This is a genomic window from Sphingomonas sp. FW306-1B-B10E (assembly GCF_058782005.1).
Genome location: NZ_JBYSXG010000016.1, coordinates 30,831 through 48,133, shown reverse-complemented (window position 1 = coordinate 48,133; position 17,303 = coordinate 30,831). Strand labels below are relative to the sequence as shown.

The following is a 17,303-nucleotide window of genomic DNA, read 5'->3' as shown; positions in this document are numbered from 1 at the left end:
GATACGCAAAGGTAACGGAAATCGGCCTCGCCCGCTAGAGCAGCGCGGCCGCGTAGCGTTCCGGTTTGAACCCGATCAGCAGCCCGCCGGGATATTCGAGCACCGGCCGCTTGATCATCGACGGCTGGGCCAGCATCAGCGCCGACGCCTTGTCGGCATCGAGCCCGATTTTGTCGTCCTCGGGAAGCTTGCGGAAGGTCGTCCCGGCGCGATTGAGCACCGTCTCCCAACCCTGCGCCGCAATCCACTCCGCGAGCTTCGCCGCATTGGCCCCGACCGCTTTGTAGTCATGGAAATCATAGGTGATTGCATGCGCGTCGAGCCAATCGCGCGCCTTCTTGATCGTGTCGCAATTCTTGATGCCGTACATCGTGACCGTCATGCGTCGTCCCCCAGAAACCGCCCGAGCGTGACCACCTCCTGCCGCTCGATCCCCAGCGCCGCGTAGAAGGCCAGCGCCTCGGCATTGTCCGCGCGGACCATCAGCTGGAGCTTGGGCGCGCCGCGGTCGCGCAGCCAGTCCTCCGCCGCGGCCATGAGGGCGCGGCCAAGCCCCGTGCCGCGCCGCTCCGGCGCAACCGCGAGATAATAGACCCAGCCGCGATGCCCGTCGAAGCCGACCATCGCGCTACCCTCGATCCCCGCCCCGCGCGCGACCAGCACCGTCGAGCTCGCGCCGGCCAGGGCCAGCGCGAAATCCGCGTCGGGGTCGTTCCACGGACGGGTAAGACCGCAGGCGCGCCACAAGGCGACCACGTCGGCGCCGTCACTTGACGTCGCCGCCTCGATCAGCGGGCGATGCATGTCATGCCGGCCCATAAATTGGTGACCTGACCGCCGGGATCGCGCGCGCTGAGCAGTCCCGACAGCCCACCGGCGCTGAATTCGATGCCGAGCGTCGAATCCGCGATCGTCGCCGGAGTCGCGGCCTCGAGTTGCTTCCGCGTCGTGCCGATCCGTACGCCCTTGGCGGTGGCAAGCGGCCCGCCGTCATTGCCGTCCAGATCCCAGCCGGCGAACTTGCCGTCCTGGAAATATACCCCGAGTCCTTCGCGGAAGCTGGCAAAGCCGAGCGCACCCGCGCCGCACTCCTGATAATCGCCCTGCTCGACCGGCTCGCCGATCGCGCCGGCCAGCATCGCCGTCACCGCTCCGCGCGGCATCCCGAACCGCGCGGGCTTGCCGTCGACCACCAGCCCGTCGGGCGCGAGCGCCACCGTCGGCGCGATTGTGTGGACAACGTTCGCCACGTTGGCGGCGCCCTGCGGCACCGGCACGATCAATTCATCGGCATTGCCGAGGATCACCACCGAATTGTTGGCCGGCTCGGGCTCCGCCCCGCCACAGCCGGCGAGCAGCAGCGGCAGCGCGAGCAGTCCGCGCCGCATCATTCCCACTCGATCGTGCCCGGCGGCTTCGAGGTGTAGTCGTAGGTCACGCGGTTGATCCCGCGCACTTCGTTGACGATCCGCGTCGCCACGCGCGGCAGGAAGTCGCCCGGGAACTGGAACGCCACCGCGGTCATCCCGTCGGTGGAGGTCACCGCGCGCAGCGCCAGCACGCTGTCATAAGTCCGGTGGTCGCCCATCACGCCGACGGTGCGCACCGGCAGCAGCACTGCGAACGCCTGCCAGATCGCATCGTACAGCCCGGCGTTGCGAATCTCCTCGAGATAGATCGCGTCGGCCTTGCGCAGGATGTCGCAGCGCTCCTTGGTCACTTCGCCGGGGATGCGGATCGCGAGGCCGGGCCCGGGGAACGGATGCCTTCCGACGAAGATATCGGGCAGCCCGAGCTCTCGGCCCAGCGCGCGTACTTCGTCCTTGAACAGCTCACGGAGCGGCTCGACCAGCTTCATGTTCATCCGCTCGGGAAGCCCGCCGACATTGTGATGGCTCTTGATCGTCACGCTCGGCCCGCCGGTAAAGCTGACGCTCTCGATCACGTCGGGGTACAAAGTCCCCTGCGCGAGGAAGTCGGCGCCGCCGATCTTCTTCGCCTCTTCCTCGAACACTTCGATGAAGGTCTTGCCGATGAACTTGCGCTTGGCTTCGGGGTCGGTGAGCCCGGCCAGCCCGTTCAGGAACAAGGTTTCTGCATTCACATGGACGAGCGGGATGTTGTAATGCCCGCGGAACAGCGACACGACCTGGTCGGCCTCGCCGCTGCGCATCAGGCCGTGATCGACAAAGACGCAAGTCAGTTGCTCGCCGATCGCCTCGTGGATCAGCACCGCGGCGACCGCGCTGTCGACTCCGCCGGAAAGCCCGCAAATCACGCGGCCGCTGCCCACTTGTGCGCGGATCTCGGCAATCTTGGTCTGGCGGAATTCGGCCATCGTCCAGTCGCCCCGCAGCCCGCAGACATGGCGGACGAAATTGGCGAGCAGCCGCGCGCCGTCGGGCGTGTGGACCACTTCGGGGTGGAACTGCATCGCATAATAGCGCTTGGCGTCGTTGGCGATCACCGCGAACGGCGCACCGGGGCTGGAGGCGACCACGCGGAAGCCATCGGCCAGGTCGGTCACCTTGTCGCCATGGCTCATCCACACCTGATGCTTCTCGCCTGGCTGCCACAGCCCGTCGAACAGTGCGCATTCTTCAGCGATGTCGATAAACGCCAGCCCGAACTCGCCGCTGTCGCCCAGCGCGACGTTGCCGCCGAGCTGCTGCATCATCGTCTGCTGGCCATAGCAGATGCCCATCACCGGCAGCCCGGAGTCCCAGATCGCCTGCGGCACCTGCGGCGCATTCTCGTCGAGCACCGATGCCGGCGATCCCGACAGGATGATCCCCTTGGGCTGCATCCGCTCGAATGCTTCGGCCGCGCTGGTGAATGGGGCGATCTCGCTATAGACCCCCGCCTCGCGCACGCGGCGCGCGATCAGCTGGGTGACCTGGCTTCCGAAATCGACGATCAGGATTGAATCGGCATGATGTTCCATGCCCGGCGCGCATAGCAGATGCAGGCCGCATGGGAAGAGCGCGGCAACCGGTTATTTCGCGTCGCGGGGGCCGGCTTCCATCCGACGCCCGCGACGCGATTGGTAGATCAGGCGGCGACGCGCTCGGCGGCCTCCACCGGGATGAAGTCGATCAGATTGCCGATGTTGACGCGCGACGTGCGCAGCCGCGGATCACGCATCGCCTTCACGAAATCGGCATGCAGCGAATGCGCCGGCTGGAACACCGCCTTCGCGCGATACTGGTCGGCGGTGAAGGTCCCCCAATTGGTGATCTTGCCGAAATAGAGCCCGGTGACCCCCAGCCGGTCGGCCAGGTCGACGGCATCGCCCATCTCGCGGTAATTCTCGGTCTGGACCGTGAACGACAAGTGGATCTGCTCGACCTTGCCGGCGTGTAGCAGCTCGGAGGCGAACTTCAGGTTTTCCTCCATCACCTCCCAGCGCGCGCCTCGGCGGAGCAGTTCGTGCGTCGGGCCGGTGGCAGCGTCGATGCTGATCTGCAGGCTCTTCACGCGGTCGTGCAGCGCCGGGAAGCGATCCCATTCGCGCTGGTTGAACAGCATGCCGTTGGTCATGATGATGAAGCGCAGGTCGGGATAAGCGTCGGCGTCGAGCCGCTCCATCAGCGTGCGGAAGTTCTTCGACGCGAACGGATCGCCCGAGCCGGTGATGAAGACGATCTTCGAATCCTTCAGCATCGGCAGGATGCTGCGCTCCTGGAGCAGGTCGAACTGCTTGCGCTTTTCGGAATCGGCGGCGTACTTGCCGGTGCGGCAGCTCGGGCAAGACAGGTTGCACGTCGTGTCATAGGCCAGGTTCACCCGCTCCGGCCCATGCGGTAGGTGCGTTTCCTTCGCCTCGATGATCGTGCGCCACTCGGGGGACATCGCCGCCACTTCGGCGTGGCTCGGCAATTTGTTTGCCTGGATCGCCGGGCACGACACCTTGTTGCAGTGACGATAGCTGCCGTCATGGATGCTCGCACGGATGCGCTCGGCAGTCGGCGAGTTCCAGATGTTCTGCCACTTATCGGCCTGCGCCATGTCGCCGGTCGAGAGATTGAGCCAATTGGCGCAGCAAAGGTGCGTGCTGCCGTCGAGCACGTCGAGCTCGTGGAACGGGCGCATGCAGAATTTGGACTTGAGGTCGAACTTCGGGTTGCTGGGGTCGAGCAGCGACTGGACGTGGAACACCGCCCCCTGCACCAGCGGAGATTCGGTATAGCGCGTCGCGCTGTCCTCGAGGAAGCGCAGCGCGCCCGCGGGATCGCCCTGCGCGGCCGAGCCCATCGCGATCAGGATGGTGAAGGCCAGCCGCACGTCGAGGCGCTGCGACTGGAACAGGGCGACATTCTCGCGCATCACTGCGGACAGCCCGGGGAGCTGGTCGATGAACTGCGGGAAAGCCTCCCAGATTTCCGGATGGTCGGCACCGTCGAGAAGATCGTTCATCAGCAGCCAGAACATCTGCTCGGCCTGCGAGATCTCGGCCTCCTCGACTGGCTGATTGACCTGAAAGCCTTTCGGCCCGCTATTTGAAAGATCCATTTCCCTGGGCTCCCGGTGTAATACCGTCCCATTATAGAGGCGCGGAAGCCGGTCTTTGCTTCCCGGTAACCTTTTCGTCCGGTGCTGCCCGCGAGTTGGCCAGCTTTTGGTTTGCCCCCGAAATAATTCTGGTCCAGCGGCCTGCTCTCGCTTTGCCCCTCCTATGATGACCACGACTGCGTGGTGATCACGGGTCTCAAAAAAAATCACAGGGCAAATCGATGAAAAACATGCTTCTCTCGGGCGCGGGCCTGATGGCGGTCGCGCTCGCGACACCCGCATCCGCGCAAACCACCCCCAACGACCAGGCCGAACTCATCGCGCTGCTCAAGGCGCAGTCGGAAGAGCTCGCCGCGCTGCGCGCGCGGCTCGACAAGCTCGAGGGGACGCGTCCGGCTGCCCCCGCCAGCGCCGTCACCACCGTGCCGACGCAGGTCGCGACCGCTCAGCGCGGCGGCATCGCCAGCGAAGAAAGTGTCCAGGACTCGTTCGCGCCGCAGATCGTCCCGCCCGGCCCCGCCGACCAGGACGTCGCGCAGGCGCGCGCCGCGATGAACCCCGCCAACGTCACCACCGAGTGGCGCGGCGGTGCGCCGACCTTCCGTTCGGCCGACGGCAAGTACATGTTCAAGGTGCGCGGCCGCATCATCAATCATGTCAGCACGACCTTCGGCTCGGACTATGAAGGCCGTAACATCACCACCACCGGCGCCCGCGCGCTGCGCATCGGAATCGAAGGCGCGGTCGGCCCGCACTTCTTCTACCAATTCGAGAACGACTTCGCCGACAACACCTCCGACGTCGGCACGATGTTCGTCGGCTGGCGCGACACCGTCGGCGACATCTCGTACGACGTTCGCTTCGGCAACATGTTCAACGACCGCAGCTTCGAAGGCTCGAGCGGTTCGGACGCCCCGCCGTTCCTCGAGCGCAACGTCGTCGCGACCTCGATCATTCCGCAGCGCGGCTTCTACGGCATCGCGCTGATGCCGCGCATCTTCTGGAAGACGGGTCACGCCTCGATCACGATCAGCGGCGATGCCGTCGATGCGAGCCAGACCATCAGCGACAGCCGCAGCGTGCTGGGCCGCGTTCACTGGAACCCGTACAGGACCGATCGCGCGATGGTGCACCTGGGCCTGTGGGGCTTTGACGAGGCCTTGGCGTCGAAGAGCCCGGGCACGCTGACCCGCAACACCGTGATCGGCGGCCGCTTCAACGGCGCGCTGCGCGTGTCGACCGGCACGCTGACCGGCGGCACCGGCACGACCGGTTACGGCGCTGAAGTCGGCGGTTATGCCGGCCCGTTCTGGGTGATGGGCGAAGCCGGCCGCCGTGAGGCGCGGCTCAACGCCGGCCGTCCCGATCTCGAGACCAAGGCCTGGAGCCTGTCGACTGGCTGGTTCCTCACCGGCGATCTGCCGCCATACAACCCGCGTCTCGGCACCTTCGCCCAGCCGCGCGTGCTGCACCCGGTGTTCGACGGCGGCCCGGGCGCGATCGAACTCACCGCGCGCTACGAGAATATCGACTATTCGGGCCTGCCCACCGTGGGCCAGGGCAGCGCGGCGACCGCCGGCGTCAATTGGTATCTCGACAGCATCATCCGTCTCCAGCTGAACCTCATCCACTGGAACACCAACAACCGCACCGGCGCCTATACCGGCAAGGACAGCGGCCAGACCGTGACTGCCGGCTTCGGCGTCACCTTCTAAAATTCGCCAAGAATCGCGGCCGTCGCTTCTACAGAGGCGGCGGCCGCGATCTCCCATTGCAGGCACTCCACCTTTTCACTCTACTTGCCCTATGCAGACGCTCGAGGCGCTTCTTCGCGGGTTCGCGGCACAGTCCCACGGGTGCTGGTGGATTGGTACGCGCCCCGCGGTCGCCTATGCCCATCTCGCCAGCGCAATCGCGAAACAGGTCGGATTGCCGAGCACCGCCGACGATCCACTCACAGGCGACCGCATGACCATCCTCGACAAGGTGGAAGCCGCGCGCGTGCTCGCCGTGGCCGGAACGACCAGCCTCGCTTATGGCGAGCCATCCCCCTCCAGGAAAGCCGTACAAGCGGCACGCGCAGCGCTCGATGATCTGGCGCCCGACGCGACCTTCCTGAGCAATGGGCAGTGGAAGCCCGGCGCGCCGCTCGGCTGGAACTCGCTGACCTCGGCGACCTTCGACTGCGGCGTCATCGGCTTCGACCGCGAGAATGCCTTCATCTTCTGGGTCGAGGAGGAGGACTGACCGGCCCCGATGCTGAAATTGCGGAAAGTCGATCCCGGAGAGACCGGCTCCATCCTGCAAGGTCAGCATAGATCAGAAAATGTCCCAAAAGTCCAATCAGATATATTATATTCGACGATCGGCTTTGCTCGCTGGACTCAGATACCGATGCCGCGGGACCATAGAGTCTCCAACAATGGAGGTTCAAATGAAGTGTCTCGCTGTTCTCAAGCTCCTCATATCCCACAACATGAACGTGCTGCTCATGGCGCTGCTGACTGCCGTCGTGGCCGTCGGGGGATCGGTAATGACGACCTGGACGGCCTATTCGACCGGAGACTTCACTCTCCAAGGCTACTGGACTGTCTCTGCCGCGGTCGTGACCATCGGGGTGGCACTCATCAAAGCCATTCGGGGCAAGGCCGCTGCCGATGCGGAGCCGCCCCTGATGCCTCGCATCCGTGATCTTCTCCGCTGACGGAGACCGCGGGCGGTGAGGAATTTGGCCTATAGCTCGCTGCCCCCGCCCTGGCGCCGTCAGCGCGGCTTGACCTCCAGCCCGGTCCACCTTGCCGCGAAGGCATAGAGGTCGGCGGCCTCCTCGATCACCTTGTCGGTCGGCTTGCCCGAGCCGTGGCCGGCGCGGGTCTCGATGCGTGCGAGGTGCGGCTTGTCGCCGATGTCCGCCGCCTGCAGCGCCGCAGTATATTTGAAGCTGTGGCCCGGCACGACGCGGTCGTCGGTGTCGGCGGTGGTCACCAGGATCGCCGGATAGGCGCGCCCACCCCGAATATTGTGGTAGGGCGAATAGGCGTAGAGCCGCTTGAAATCGGCTTCCTTCGACGGGTAGCCGTAATCGTCGACCCAATAGCGTCCCGCGGTCCAGCGGTCGAAGCGCAGCATGTCCATCACGCCGACCGCGGGCAGCGCCGCGGCGAACAGGTCCGGCCGCTGGTTGACCACCGCCCCGATCAGCAGGCCGCCGTTCGATCCGCCCTGGATCGCCAGCTGGTCCTTGCCGGTGATGCCTTGCTTGATCAGATATTCGCCCGCCGCGATGAAATCGTCGAACACGTTCTGCTTGTTGGCGAGCCGGCCGCCATCGTGCCACGCCTTGCCATATTCGCCGCCGCCGCGGATGTTGGCGAGGACGAAGACGCCGCCCTGCTCCATCCACGCCACCCGCGCCGCCGAGAAGCTCGGCGTGTACGGCACGTTGAACCCGCCATAGCCCCATAGCAAAGTCGGCGCCGGGCCGGTGGTGGTCGCCTTGCGGACGACGAACATCGGCACGCGGGTGCCGTCCCTCGACGCGAAGAAGCGCTGCTCGACCTTGTACTGGCTCGGGTCGAACGCAACCTTGGGCTGCGCCCAGGGCGTCGCCTTGCCGGTGGCGACGTCGTAGCGGAAGATCGTCGTCGGATAGTTGAAGCTGGTGAAGGCGAAGAAGGTCTCGGGATCGTCGATCTCGCCGCCGAAGCCGCTCGCGGTGCCGATGCCGGGCAGCGTCACCTTGCCGTCGGCGGTGCCGTCGAGCTTGTAGCGGCGCACTTCGGTCTTGGCGTCGACCATATAGTTGAGGATCAGCCGGTCGCCGACGATCGACGCACCCGCCAGCGTCTCCTTCTGCTCGGCGACGATCTGCTTCGGCGTCAGCGCGGGATCGGCGATGTCGATCGAGACGATGCGGTCGCGCGGCGCGCCGGCGTTGGTCGAGAAATAGAAGACGCTGCCCTTGTTGCCGATCGGACTCCAGTCGTTCTCGAGCGCGCCGATGATCGTCTTGGCGTGCCACTTAGGGTCGGCCAGATCGACGATATGGACGAGGTTCTTGTTGTCGGTGCCCTCGGTGGTGCCGATGAACAGATAGCGGCCGTCGTCGGTGATCCCGGCATAATGGCTCTGGCTCGGATGATCGGGGGTCTCATAGACCAGCCGGTCGGCCGATTGCGGCGTGCCGAGCTTGTGGAAATAGACCTTGTGGTTCTCGTTGAGCGCCTGGAACTTGGCGTCGGCGGGCGGCTCGGGATAGCGCGAGTAGAAGAAGCCGCTGCCGTCCTTGGCCCAGCTAAGCCCCATCGTGAACTTGGCCCAGCTCACTTCATCGCCGGTCTCCCTGCCAGTGGCGACGTCAATTACCTTGATTGTCCGCCAGTCGGTCCCGCCGTCCTGGATCGAATAGGCGAGCAGCTTGCCATTCTCCGAGGGCAGCCATTCGGCAAGCGCGGTGGCGCCGTCCTTCGACCAGCCATTGGGATCGATCAGCACGCGTCCCGCTCCGTTCAGGCTGTCGCGCACCCATAATACCGCCTGGTTCTGCAGCCCCTCGTTATGCGCGTAGAAATAGCGCCCGCCCTTCTTCACCGGCGCGCCGAAGCGCTCATAATTGAACAGCGTCTTGATCCGGTCGTGGAACAGCTGGCGGCCCGGCAAGGTCGCGAGATAGGCGTCGGTCACCTTGTTCTCGGCGGCGACCCAGTCGGCGACCTCCTTGTCGTTCCGCACGTCGTTCTCGAGCCAGCGATACGGATCGGCGACCTTCACCCCGAATTGCTCCTCGACGACATCGACGCGGCGGGTTTGCGGGTAGGTCGGCTTGGTCACTTGGGTCTCCGGCGAAGTCTGAGCGAATACGGGGGTGGCGAACAGGAGCGGCAAAGAAAGCAGGGCTCGGCGCATCTGGGAACCTCTGGGCGGTCGGGAGTGAAGCGGCCGTGCTATCCGCCTCGCGCGTCGCTTGTCACGGCCTTTTGCATGTCAACCGCGGCGATCCGGACACATATGCCGAGCCCGGGCCGGGGTTCCGTCTTCGATCGTAATCGATCCGCTTATGGCCGTTTTCCCCGCATGTTCCCACGTGCCCCGGCGCAACCGATTGGAGACGAACATGGTGGATAGTGCGAGTGGCGCCGGCGCGGGGGCGAACGACGCGGCAACCCAAGCAGCAGCAGCGCAGGCCGCAGCGAATGCCCAAGCCGCGGTCACAGCGGCAACCCAGGCTCCCAGTGCGATCGACGCGCTAGCCAACCCGCCCTCTTCGCTCGAATCGCTCACGGCGACGCCATCGCCGATCGAGGCGCTCGCCGCGACGCCCTCCCCGCTCGAAGCGCTGGCGACGACCCCTTCGCCGCTCGACACGCTCGCCGCCACGCCTTCGCTTGCCGAGGCGCTCACCAGCATGCCGTCGATCGAGGAGCTCGCCGCGGCCAAGGCCCCGGTCGAGCCCAGCTGGGTATGCAGCATGCCGACGATCGGCTTCAACGTCGGCGTCAGCGGCTATCTCGGTTGGGGTGGCGGCGCGAATGTCGGCGTGTCGCTCGATCCGAGCAGCGGCGTGGTCGGTGCCGCGGTGGGTCTCGAGGTCGGCGCCGGGATCGGCGGCTCGGTCAACACCTCGGTCGGCCGCCAGGCGACCGCGGCGGCGCCCTCCACTCCGGGCGTCTCGCTCGGCATGGGCGTGTCGACCAATGTCCAGGCCGGCGCGATCGCGGGCAGCGCCGCAGTCGAGATGGTGGGCTCGAACATGCACGCCTCGCTCGCCGACCGGACCAGCGTCGGCATGGATTTCGGCGGCGTGGGCTACACCGCCAACGTCAACGCCTATGCTTCGGGCGGTGTCGCGGTCCAGGCGTACGACCCGGGCTGCCCGCCCGGCTCCTGATCGCCGCGCAAAGGAAAAGGGCGGCCGCACCGGAGTGCGACCGCCCTTTTTCTGGATCGACGTGCCGATCAGGCGGCTTCGTCGAAATCCTCGTCGTTATAGACCGGGCCCGAATCCTGGCCCTTAGCCGAGACGTCGCGGTCGACGAACTCGATGATCGCCATCGGCGACGCGTCCGAGGCGCGGATGCCGGCCTTGATCACGCGGGTATAGCCGCCGTTGCGGTCGGCGTAGCGCGCTGCGAGCACGTCGAACAGCTTGACCAGCTGGGCATCGTCGAGAAGGCGCGCATGCGCGAGACGGCGGTTCGAAAGACCACCCTTCTTGGCGAGCGTGACCAGCTTCTCGACATAGGGGCGAAGCTCCTTCGCCTTGGCGAGCGTGGTGGTGATCTGCTCGTGCTTGATGAGTGCGGCGCTCATGTTGCGGAACAGAGCGGTACGGTGAGCCGAGGTACGCTGAAGCTTACGGCCGCCTACGCGATGGCGCATGTGTCATTCCTTCGTTCGTTCGGGGGCCGTATCAGGTACCCCGGACCAGGCGGCGTCGATCGGCCGCCGCCCAAAACCGTCACATGTCGTGAAGCGCAGCCCTCAACCCGATCCGCGCGCAGGAGTCAAGAGAATCCGGTCATGCGCGGCATCACCCCAGCCGGATCGACAGTTCCACTTCGTCGCTAAACGGCATCGACATATACCCATTCGCGACGTTGCCGACGCGCTCCAGATATTCCGGACAATAATCGGCATTGTCGGCGATCAGGATCGCGCCCGGGCGCAAGCGGCTCTCGACCCGGTCGAGGATGTCCGAATAGAGCGCCTTGGCACCGTCGAGCAGCACCAGGTCGATCGAATCGGGCAGGTCGACCGCCAGCGTCTCGAGCGCGTCGCCTTCGCGAAAGTCGACTAGGTCGGCGAGGCCGCCCTCGGCGAGATTGGCCTCGGCGCGCACTAGCTTGGCGGGCTCGAACTCACTGGTGATCAGCCGGCCGCCGCCATTGTCTCGCAGCGCCGCCGCCAGATGGAGCGTCGACAACCCGAACGAAGTGCCGAACTCGACGATCGAGGTCGCGCGGACGGCGCGCGCCAGCATGTAGAGCAGCCGGCCGACCTCAGGCGACACCGGCAGCGCGAACTCGCTGAGGCTGGCATAGAAATCGCGATAATCGGTCTTGCTGCGCATCATCCGGCGATGGTCCTCCGCGGTAGTGCCCGCAAAGGCGGGGCTCCGCGCCGGCGGGTTGGCATCGGACTCGGCGAACAGGCGCGCGAGCAGGGGCGCCACGGGGGCGCTGGAAAGCGTGGTCATGTGGGTTTTCTCCGTCGGCATGCAGGGACTTGCTTGCCTGTCCGGAAAATACGACTAGTTCGTCAGCTTTGGCTATTCGCATTGGCCGGGAGCTCGTATGACCGCCCCTCGCAGCACCCGTATCGCCTCGCGCAAACACCCCCAGCAAGCACGCTCGAGCCAGCTCGTCGAGGCGGTCCTCGACGCGGCTGTTCAGGTTTTGACGAAGGAAGGCGCGCAGCGTTTCACTACGGCGCGAGTCGCCGAGCGCGCCGGCGTGAGCGTCGGCTCGCTCTACCAATATTTCCCCAACAAGGCGGCGATCCTGTTCCGGCTACAGAGCGACGAGTGGCAGCGCACTTCGGCGCTGCTGCGCAGCATACTCGAGGACCAAGCGACACCCGCCCTCGCCCGGCTGCGCCGGCTGGTGCACGCCTTCATCCAGTCCGAATGCGAGGAGGCGGCGATCCGTCTAGCGCTGAACGACGCGGCGCCACTCTATCGCGACGCCCCCGAGGCGATAGAGGCCAAGGCGGCGAACGCGCAGATCTATCGCCACTTCCTGAGCGAAGCGCTGCCGCACGTCCCCGCCGACGCGCGGACCCTCGCCGGCGACCTGATCAAGCGCACGCTCAGCGAGGTAGGCAGCAACTATTCGGAGACGCCGCGCACCGACGCGGAAATCTTCGCTTGGTCGGAGGCGCTGGCAGATATGCTCTGCGCCTATCTCGAGCACCTGATGGCATGCCCTGGAGGCCGCAGCCCATAGTCGAGCAGACCGCCGTTCCTGGCGGCATGAACGCATTGAAAAGAGGGGCGAGACCAGGTCCCGCCCCCCTCCTGTTCGAGGTCAGAAGTTCACGCCGACCCGGACCCCGCCATAGCGGCGATAGTCGCGCGGCAGCAGCGCCTGAGTGGCGATGTGGTTGCCGAAATTGCCGGCCGAGTTCACCAGCGACTGATAATATTGCTTGTCGAACACGTTGTTGACGAACGCAGTCGCTTCCCAGCGGCGGTCATGATCGCGCACGCCGACCGAGAGATTGAACACGCTGAACCCGGGCTGGAAGGTCTCGGGATCGCGCGCGACGAAGTAGAGGCTCGACTGATACTGCCAGCTCGCCTGGACGAGGCCGTTGAGCTTGTCGCTCAGCGACGGCGCATATTCGGCCGCGACCGATGCCTTCCACTTCGGCGACTGCACCGCACGCGTACCGGTCAGGTTCTGGCTGGCGGGCGAGCCCGTGCAGCCCTGCGCGGCGGTCTGCAGCGCGTAGCACTGCGCGACCGGGAACGAGGTGTAGGTGGCATCGAGATAGGTCGCCGCGCCGTTGAAGCTGAAGTCGCGCGTGACTCGCCCGGCCACTTCAAACTCGAGCCCCTTGGTGTTGAGCCCGCCGACATTGGTGAGGCGGAAGTTCGAGGTGCCGTCCGCCAGCGTCTCGATCGACTGGGCCTGGAGGTCGGTGTAGTCGGTGTCGAAATAGGTGACGTTGAACGTCGCATGCCGGTCGAAGAGCTGGGTACGGATACCGAACTCCTTGTCGCGCGACGTTTCCGGCCGGATCGGACCAGCGGCCGCACGATTGGTGTTGAAGCCCGTCGTCAGATCGTAAGTCTGGCCCTTATAGCCGGTCGTATAGCTGCCGAAGAGCATGATGTCCGGCGTCGCCTGATAGCTGAGGCCCAGGCGATAGGTGGCGGTGCTGTCGTCGGCATCGCCGGCGTAGCTGGTCTTCGCGACATTGTCGCGGAAGGTGTACTTGATCGCTTCGTTCTGCACGCGCCCGCCCGCGGTCGCGGTCAGCTTCGGCACGAATTCCCAGTCGATCTGGGCGAAGCCGGCGATCTGGCGCGACCCCGAGGTCGCGTCCCAGCTGGCAACCGAGAAGGCCGGACCGCGGTTGAACGGACGCTCGAACGCGACATTGGCGTAGTAGACGCCGAGGGCATAGCGGAACGCCTCGTCGCCCGGCGAGAGCACGCGAAGCTCCTCGGTGAAGAGCCGCGACTTGAACGCGCCGATCTGCGTGTTCCGGCCGAACGCGCTGGGTGCCGCCGTGTCGTCGTGATCCAGATAATCGTCGAGACGGAAGCGATCGTACGAAGTCAGCGACAGGATGTTGAGCTTGCCGATATTGGCTTCGCTGCGCAGCAACGTGCCCCAGCCCCAATATTTGGTGCGCGAGCGATAGTCGTTGGCGATTTCCTGATTATCCGCGTCGATCGTCACGCCGGGGAGCGCTACCGCAGGGGTCAGCCCAGCCTGGTTGCGCAGCAGCGCGTTGGAGGCCATGCGAATGAAGGGGCGGCCAACGGTGGTGTTGCCGTTCATGTAGTTGCCCGACAGCGTGAAGGTCAGGTCGGGCGTAGCCTTCCAGCGCAGCTTGGCGCGGCTGTTGAGCGTCTCGCGGCCATTGACCTTCTTGTCGGTGACGACGTTGCGGACATTGCCCGCCCAATTGTTGTAGCCGGCCGAGACGACGAAGCCGAGCGTCTTGCTGATCGGGCCGGTGATGCTGAAATTGGCGCCATATTCGTCATCGGTGGTGGCGACCGTGTTGGCGCGCACGTGCAGCGTGTCGGTCGGCTGGATCGTCATGATCTTGATCAGGCCGGCCGACGCCGCCTTGCCGTACAAGGTGCTCTGCGGGCCGCGCAGCACTTCGATCTGCGCCACGTCGGGGAGATCGGTGAAGGCGCGCGCCTGGAAAGCAAGCGCCGCACCGTCGACCGTGACCGCGACACTCGGCTCGACGCCGATGCCGAAGGCGAAGGTGCCGACGCCGCGCAGCGACACGTTGGCGTTAACCGGATGCTCCGCCGGACGCACGGTCAGCGACGGCGCGATCTTGCCGAGATCCTGGAAGTGGCGGACGCCCTGCGCCTCGAGCTGGCTCGGCGTGACCACCTGAACCGCGAGGGGGACGTTCTGGACGTTTTCGAAGCGCTTCTGCGCGGTGGTGGTGACGACGATCTCGCCTTCATCCTGCACCGGATCGGCAGCGGCAGGCGCCGCCGTCGTTTCGGCGACCGCCGGTGAAGTCGCCGCTGCGACCGCAATGGTGTCGCCAGTCTGCGCATGTGCCTGCGAACTTGCCATAAAAGCCACGGCGAGCGCACCCAAACAAACCGAAGTATCAAACCGCTTCATGAAATCTTCCCCATAAACCCCGCAGTACCCTGCTGCCTGAGTTATAGGTGGCTCGACGGAGGCGGGTGTTCGAGCCGTCCAAATGTTTGCATCTTGTTGCAGTTTAGCCACAAGGTTCGGTGCAGTAACTTTCCGTTAGCCTGTCGCTATCGAGCAGCGCGAACCGGCCGAATACAATAGTCTCCAAGGTGCGACCCCGTTTGGGCCCAGGACTGCCAAGGTACTGATCGCAGCCGTTTTCTTCCAAGAATGCGCGCCCTCATCACTGCGTATCGGCCGTGCCGCCTTGCGCGATCGAGCCGACAGAAGAAAGGGCCGCCCCTCACGGGACGGCCCTTCTCATTTCTTCGCTCCGGAATTCGACGCGGCATCGGTCGTCGCTGTCGCGACGCCGGCCGGGCTGATCGCCGAGCCAGCAAATAGCGTGCGCTATTTGCCTGCGCTCAGCCCATGATTTCCTGCTCGAGCTTCTTGGCCATCTCTTCGATGTTCTCAGGCGGCCAGCCGGGGATTTCCATGCCCAGCCGGAGACCCATCGACGAGAGCACTTCCTTGATCTCGTTCAAGGACTTGCGGCCGAAGTTCGGCGTACGCAGCATCTCGGCTTCGGTCTTCTGGACCAGGTCGCCGATATAGATGATGTTGTCGTTCTTGAGGCAGTTCGCCGAACGCACCGACAGTTCGAGCTCGTCGACCTTCTTGAGCAGGTAACGATTGATCTGTGCGGTGTCGCCCGATGCAACGCCACCCTCGGCCGCGGCAGGCGCCGCCATGCCGATCGGTGCCGAGCGAGTCACTGCGCTGTCGTCGAAGTGGACGAACAAAGCGAGCTGATCCTGGAGGATGCGCGCCGCATACGCGACACCGTCTTCCGGAGTGATCGTGCCGTCGGTCTCGACCGTCAGGGTGAGCTTGTCGTAATCGAGCTCCTGGCCGACGCGAGTATTCTCGACCTTGTACGACACCTGGCGGACCGGGCTGTACAGGGCGTCGACCGGGATCAGACCGATCGGCGCGTCGGCAGGACGGTTCGCCTGGGCCGGGACATAGCCCTTACCGGTGTCGGCGGTCAGCTCCATATTGAGCGTCGCGCCGTCGTCGAGATGGCAGATCACCAGATCGGGGTTCATCACTTCGATGTCGCCCGAGACGGCGATGTCGCCCGCCTTGACTTCGGCCGGACCGGTCGCCGAGAGCTGAAGCCGCTTGGGGCCTTCGCCCTGCATGCGAATCGCGATCTGCTTGACGTTGAGGACGATGTCGGTGACGTCCTCGCGCACGCCGGCGAGGCTCGAGAATTCGTGGAGAACGTTCTCGATCTTGATCGACGTGACCGCCGCGCCCTGGAGCGACGACAGCAATACCCGGCGCAGCGCGTTGCCGAGCGTGAGACCGAAGCCGCGCTCGAGCGGCTCGGCGACGAAAGTCGACTTGCGCTTGGGGTCGCCACCGGCCTTCTTTTCCAGGCCGTTGGGCTTCTTGAGTTCCTGCCAGTTCTTAGGGTTCACCGACACGGGCTTTCCTCATGTTGGGCAGGACGGGGCGGTTCCTGCCAGGATATTGCTGCCCGGCCCGGACCCCGCCCCCGGGGCCCGTAAACCGGGCAGAAGTGCAAATCAGACGCGGCGGCGCTTCGACGGGCGCACGCCGTTGTGCGGGATCGAAGTCACGTCGCGGATCGAGGTGATCTGGAACCCGACCGCCTGGAGCGCGCGGAGCGCGGACTCGCGGCCGGACCCGGGGCCCTTGACCTCGACCTCGAGGGTGCGGACGCCGTGCTCGGCAGCCTTGCGGCCCGCGTCTTCGGCGGCGACCTGGGCGGCGTACGGGGTCGACTTGCGCGAGCCCTTGAAGCCCATCATGCCGGCCGACGACCACGAAATGGCGTTGCCCTGCGCGTCGGTGATGGTGATCATCGTGTTGTTGAAGCTGGCGTTCACATGGGCGACGCCGGCGGTGATGTTCTTGCGTTCGCGACGGCGAATGCGCTGCGGTTCACGTGCCATTGGTCAGCGCTCCCTTACTTCTTCTTGCCGGCGATGGGCTTGGCCTTGCCCTTGCGGGTGCGCGCGTTGGTGTGCGTGCGCTGGCCACGGACGGGGAGCCCCTTGCGATGGCGCAGGCCGCGATAGCAGGCCAGGTCCATCAGACGCTTGATGTTCATCGCGACTTCGCGACGCAGATCGCCTTCCACGGTGTAGCCGGCGTCGATCGCCTCGCGGATTTGGAGGACTTCCTGATCGGTGAGGTCCTGCACGCGGCGCTCGGGCGTGATGCCGAGCTGCTCGGTGATTTCCTTGGCCTTGGCCTGGCCGATGCCGTGAATATACTGCAGCGCGATAACCACGCGCTTGTTGGTCGGGATGTTTACACCCGCAATACGTGCCATGGATTTATTCTCCCAGCTCCACGGGGCGCCGCATGGCAGCCTGCACCCCATCTCTTCGCGTTGATCCGAAAATG

Annotated in this window: 17 protein-coding genes; 5 read left to right on the top strand and 12 right to left on the bottom strand. The window is 65.4% G+C overall.

Annotation, left to right across the window (positions count from 1 at the left end; all coding sequences use genetic code 11):
* Nucleotides 1–34: 34 nt before the first annotated feature.
* The 5 genes from AC3WJI_RS08575 to AC3WJI_RS08555 all read right to left on the bottom strand — a co-directional run bounded on the left by AC3WJI_RS08575 (nucleotide 35) and on the right by AC3WJI_RS08555 (nucleotide 4,512).
* Nucleotides 35–382, bottom strand: coding sequence for an ArsC family reductase (locus AC3WJI_RS08575; protein WP_492756835.1), 348 nt, complete (start codon nucleotides 380–382; stop codon nucleotides 35–37).
* Nucleotides 379–804, bottom strand: a complete 426-nt coding sequence (locus AC3WJI_RS08570) for a GNAT family acetyltransferase (protein ID WP_492756834.1) — start codon at nucleotides 802–804, stop codon at nucleotides 379–381. The genes AC3WJI_RS08575 and AC3WJI_RS08570 overlap by 4 nt, the downstream gene beginning before the upstream one ends.
* Entirely contained in the window at nucleotides 789–1,391 is a 603-nt protein-coding gene (locus AC3WJI_RS08565; RefSeq protein ID WP_492756833.1) for a hypothetical protein, read from the bottom strand. The genes AC3WJI_RS08570 and AC3WJI_RS08565 overlap by 16 nt, the downstream gene beginning before the upstream one ends.
* A complete protein-coding gene (gene guaA, locus AC3WJI_RS08560; RefSeq protein ID WP_492756832.1) occupies nucleotides 1,388–2,944 on the bottom strand; it encodes a glutamine-hydrolyzing GMP synthase in 1,557 nt (518 codons plus the stop codon). Before guaA ends, AC3WJI_RS08565 begins: the two co-directional genes overlap by 4 nt.
* 107 nt (nucleotides 2,945–3,051) lie before the next feature.
* Nucleotides 3,052–4,512 carry a radical SAM/SPASM domain-containing protein gene (locus AC3WJI_RS08555; RefSeq protein ID WP_492756831.1) on the bottom strand — a complete coding sequence of 487 codons (1,461 nt, stop codon included), beginning with the start codon at nucleotides 4,510–4,512 and terminating at the stop codon, nucleotides 3,052–3,054.
* A 221-nt stretch (nucleotides 4,513–4,733) separates the two neighbouring features.
* Here AC3WJI_RS08555 and AC3WJI_RS08550 point away from each other — a divergent pair, with 221 nt between their 5' ends.
* The 3 genes from AC3WJI_RS08550 (at nucleotide 4,734) to AC3WJI_RS08540 (ending at nucleotide 7,216) form a co-directional block, all read left to right on the top strand.
* On the top strand, nucleotides 4,734–6,227 hold the full coding sequence (locus AC3WJI_RS08550) for a porin (protein WP_492756830.1): 1,494 nt from the start codon (nucleotides 4,734–4,736) through the stop codon (nucleotides 6,225–6,227).
* 91 nt (nucleotides 6,228–6,318) lie between these two features.
* Nucleotides 6,319–6,759, top strand: a complete 441-nt coding sequence (locus AC3WJI_RS08545) for a hypothetical protein (protein ID WP_492756829.1) — start codon at nucleotides 6,319–6,321, stop codon at nucleotides 6,757–6,759.
* 187 nt (nucleotides 6,760–6,946) lie between these two features.
* On the top strand, nucleotides 6,947–7,216 hold the full coding sequence (locus tag AC3WJI_RS08540; protein WP_492756828.1) for a hypothetical protein: 270 nt from the start codon (nucleotides 6,947–6,949) through the stop codon (nucleotides 7,214–7,216).
* A gap of 59 nt (nucleotides 7,217–7,275) precedes the next feature.
* Here the strand turns inward: AC3WJI_RS08540 and AC3WJI_RS08535 are convergent, their stop codons facing one another.
* Nucleotides 7,276–9,417, bottom strand: coding sequence for a prolyl oligopeptidase family serine peptidase (locus AC3WJI_RS08535; protein ID WP_492756827.1), 2,142 nt, complete (start codon nucleotides 9,415–9,417; stop codon nucleotides 7,276–7,278).
* A gap of 208 nt (nucleotides 9,418–9,625) precedes the next feature.
* Here AC3WJI_RS08535 and AC3WJI_RS08530 point away from each other — a divergent pair, with 208 nt between their 5' ends.
* Nucleotides 9,626–10,399 (top strand): hypothetical protein, encoded by a 774-nt coding sequence (locus tag AC3WJI_RS08530; protein ID WP_492756826.1) that lies wholly within the window; start codon nucleotides 9,626–9,628, stop codon nucleotides 10,397–10,399.
* 68 nt (nucleotides 10,400–10,467) lie between these two features.
* Here the strand turns inward: AC3WJI_RS08530 and rplQ are convergent, their stop codons facing one another.
* Both rplQ and AC3WJI_RS08520 read right to left on the bottom strand, forming a co-directional pair.
* The gene (rplQ, locus tag AC3WJI_RS08525; RefSeq protein ID WP_492756825.1) at nucleotides 10,468–10,890 is read right to left on the bottom strand and encodes a 50S ribosomal protein L17; all 423 of its coding nucleotides are present in this window, start codon (nucleotides 10,888–10,890) and stop codon (nucleotides 10,468–10,470) included.
* A 151-nt stretch (nucleotides 10,891–11,041) separates the two neighbouring features.
* Nucleotides 11,042–11,707 carry an O-methyltransferase gene (locus AC3WJI_RS08520; protein ID WP_492756824.1) on the bottom strand — a complete coding sequence of 222 codons (666 nt, stop codon included), beginning with the start codon at nucleotides 11,705–11,707 and terminating at the stop codon, nucleotides 11,042–11,044.
* Nucleotides 11,708–11,804: 97 nt separating this feature from the next.
* Here AC3WJI_RS08520 and AC3WJI_RS08515 point away from each other — a divergent pair, with 97 nt between their 5' ends.
* Complete coding sequence (locus tag AC3WJI_RS08515; RefSeq protein ID WP_492756823.1) at nucleotides 11,805–12,455, top strand: TetR/AcrR family transcriptional regulator; 651 nt, start codon at nucleotides 11,805–11,807, stop codon at nucleotides 12,453–12,455.
* Nucleotides 12,456–12,536: 81 nt separating this feature from the next.
* On the opposite strand, the gene AC3WJI_RS08510 is transcribed toward AC3WJI_RS08515, so the two are convergent.
* The 4 genes from AC3WJI_RS08510 to rpsM form a co-directional block, all read right to left on the bottom strand.
* The gene (locus AC3WJI_RS08510; RefSeq protein ID WP_492756822.1) at nucleotides 12,537–14,789 is read right to left on the bottom strand and encodes a TonB-dependent receptor; all 2,253 of its coding nucleotides are present in this window, start codon (nucleotides 14,787–14,789) and stop codon (nucleotides 12,537–12,539) included.
* A gap of 494 nt (nucleotides 14,790–15,283) precedes the next feature.
* The gene (locus AC3WJI_RS08505; protein ID WP_492756821.1) at nucleotides 15,284–16,354 is read right to left on the bottom strand and encodes a DNA-directed RNA polymerase subunit alpha; all 1,071 of its coding nucleotides are present in this window, start codon (nucleotides 16,352–16,354) and stop codon (nucleotides 15,284–15,286) included.
* Between the two features lie 102 nt (nucleotides 16,355–16,456).
* Nucleotides 16,457–16,846, bottom strand: a complete 390-nt coding sequence (gene rpsK / locus AC3WJI_RS08500) for a 30S ribosomal protein S11 (protein ID WP_025495450.1) — start codon at nucleotides 16,844–16,846, stop codon at nucleotides 16,457–16,459.
* A 14-nt stretch (nucleotides 16,847–16,860) separates the two neighbouring features.
* Nucleotides 16,861–17,229 carry a 30S ribosomal protein S13 gene (rpsM, locus tag AC3WJI_RS08495; protein ID WP_492756820.1) on the bottom strand — a complete coding sequence of 123 codons (369 nt, stop codon included), beginning with the start codon at nucleotides 17,227–17,229 and terminating at the stop codon, nucleotides 16,861–16,863.
* Between the last annotated feature and the right edge of the window lie 74 nt (nucleotides 17,230–17,303).

Excerpts from the sequence above, each read along its gene's own strand:
- AC3WJI_RS08575 (WP_492756835.1), bottom strand. The coding sequence starts at position 382 with ATGACGGTCACGATGTACGGCATCAAGAATTGCGACACGATCAAGAAG.
- AC3WJI_RS08570 (WP_492756834.1), bottom strand. The coding sequence starts at position 804 with ATGCATCGCCCGCTGATCGAGGCGGCGACGTCAAGTGACGGCGCCGAC.
- AC3WJI_RS08565 (WP_492756833.1), bottom strand. The coding sequence starts at position 1,391 with ATGATGCGGCGCGGACTGCTCGCGCTGCCGCTGCTGCTCGCCGGCTGT.
- guaA (WP_492756832.1), bottom strand. The coding sequence starts at position 2,944 with ATGGAACATCATGCCGATTCAATCCTGATCGTCGATTTCGGAAGCCAG.
- AC3WJI_RS08555 (WP_492756831.1), bottom strand. The coding sequence starts at position 4,512 with ATGGATCTTTCAAATAGCGGGCCGAAAGGCTTTCAGGTCAATCAGCCA.
- AC3WJI_RS08550 (WP_492756830.1), top strand. The coding sequence starts at position 4,734 with ATGAAAAACATGCTTCTCTCGGGCGCGGGCCTGATGGCGGTCGCGCTC.
- AC3WJI_RS08545 (WP_492756829.1), top strand. The coding sequence starts at position 6,319 with ATGCAGACGCTCGAGGCGCTTCTTCGCGGGTTCGCGGCACAGTCCCAC.
- AC3WJI_RS08540 (WP_492756828.1), top strand. The coding sequence starts at position 6,947 with ATGAAGTGTCTCGCTGTTCTCAAGCTCCTCATATCCCACAACATGAAC.
- AC3WJI_RS08535 (WP_492756827.1), bottom strand. The coding sequence starts at position 9,417 with ATGCGCCGAGCCCTGCTTTCTTTGCCGCTCCTGTTCGCCACCCCCGTA.
- AC3WJI_RS08530 (WP_492756826.1), top strand. The coding sequence starts at position 9,626 with ATGGTGGATAGTGCGAGTGGCGCCGGCGCGGGGGCGAACGACGCGGCA.
- rplQ (WP_492756825.1), bottom strand. The coding sequence starts at position 10,890 with ATGCGCCATCGCGTAGGCGGCCGTAAGCTTCAGCGTACCTCGGCTCAC.
- AC3WJI_RS08520 (WP_492756824.1), bottom strand. The coding sequence starts at position 11,707 with ATGACCACGCTTTCCAGCGCCCCCGTGGCGCCCCTGCTCGCGCGCCTG.
- AC3WJI_RS08515 (WP_492756823.1), top strand. The coding sequence starts at position 11,805 with ATGACCGCCCCTCGCAGCACCCGTATCGCCTCGCGCAAACACCCCCAG.
- AC3WJI_RS08510 (WP_492756822.1), bottom strand. The coding sequence starts at position 14,789 with ATGGCAAGTTCGCAGGCACATGCGCAGACTGGCGACACCATTGCGGTC.
- rpsK (WP_025495450.1), bottom strand. The coding sequence starts at position 16,846 with ATGGCACGTGAACCGCAGCGCATTCGCCGTCGCGAACGCAAGAACATC.
- rpsM (WP_492756820.1), bottom strand. The coding sequence starts at position 17,229 with ATGGCACGTATTGCGGGTGTAAACATCCCGACCAACAAGCGCGTGGTT.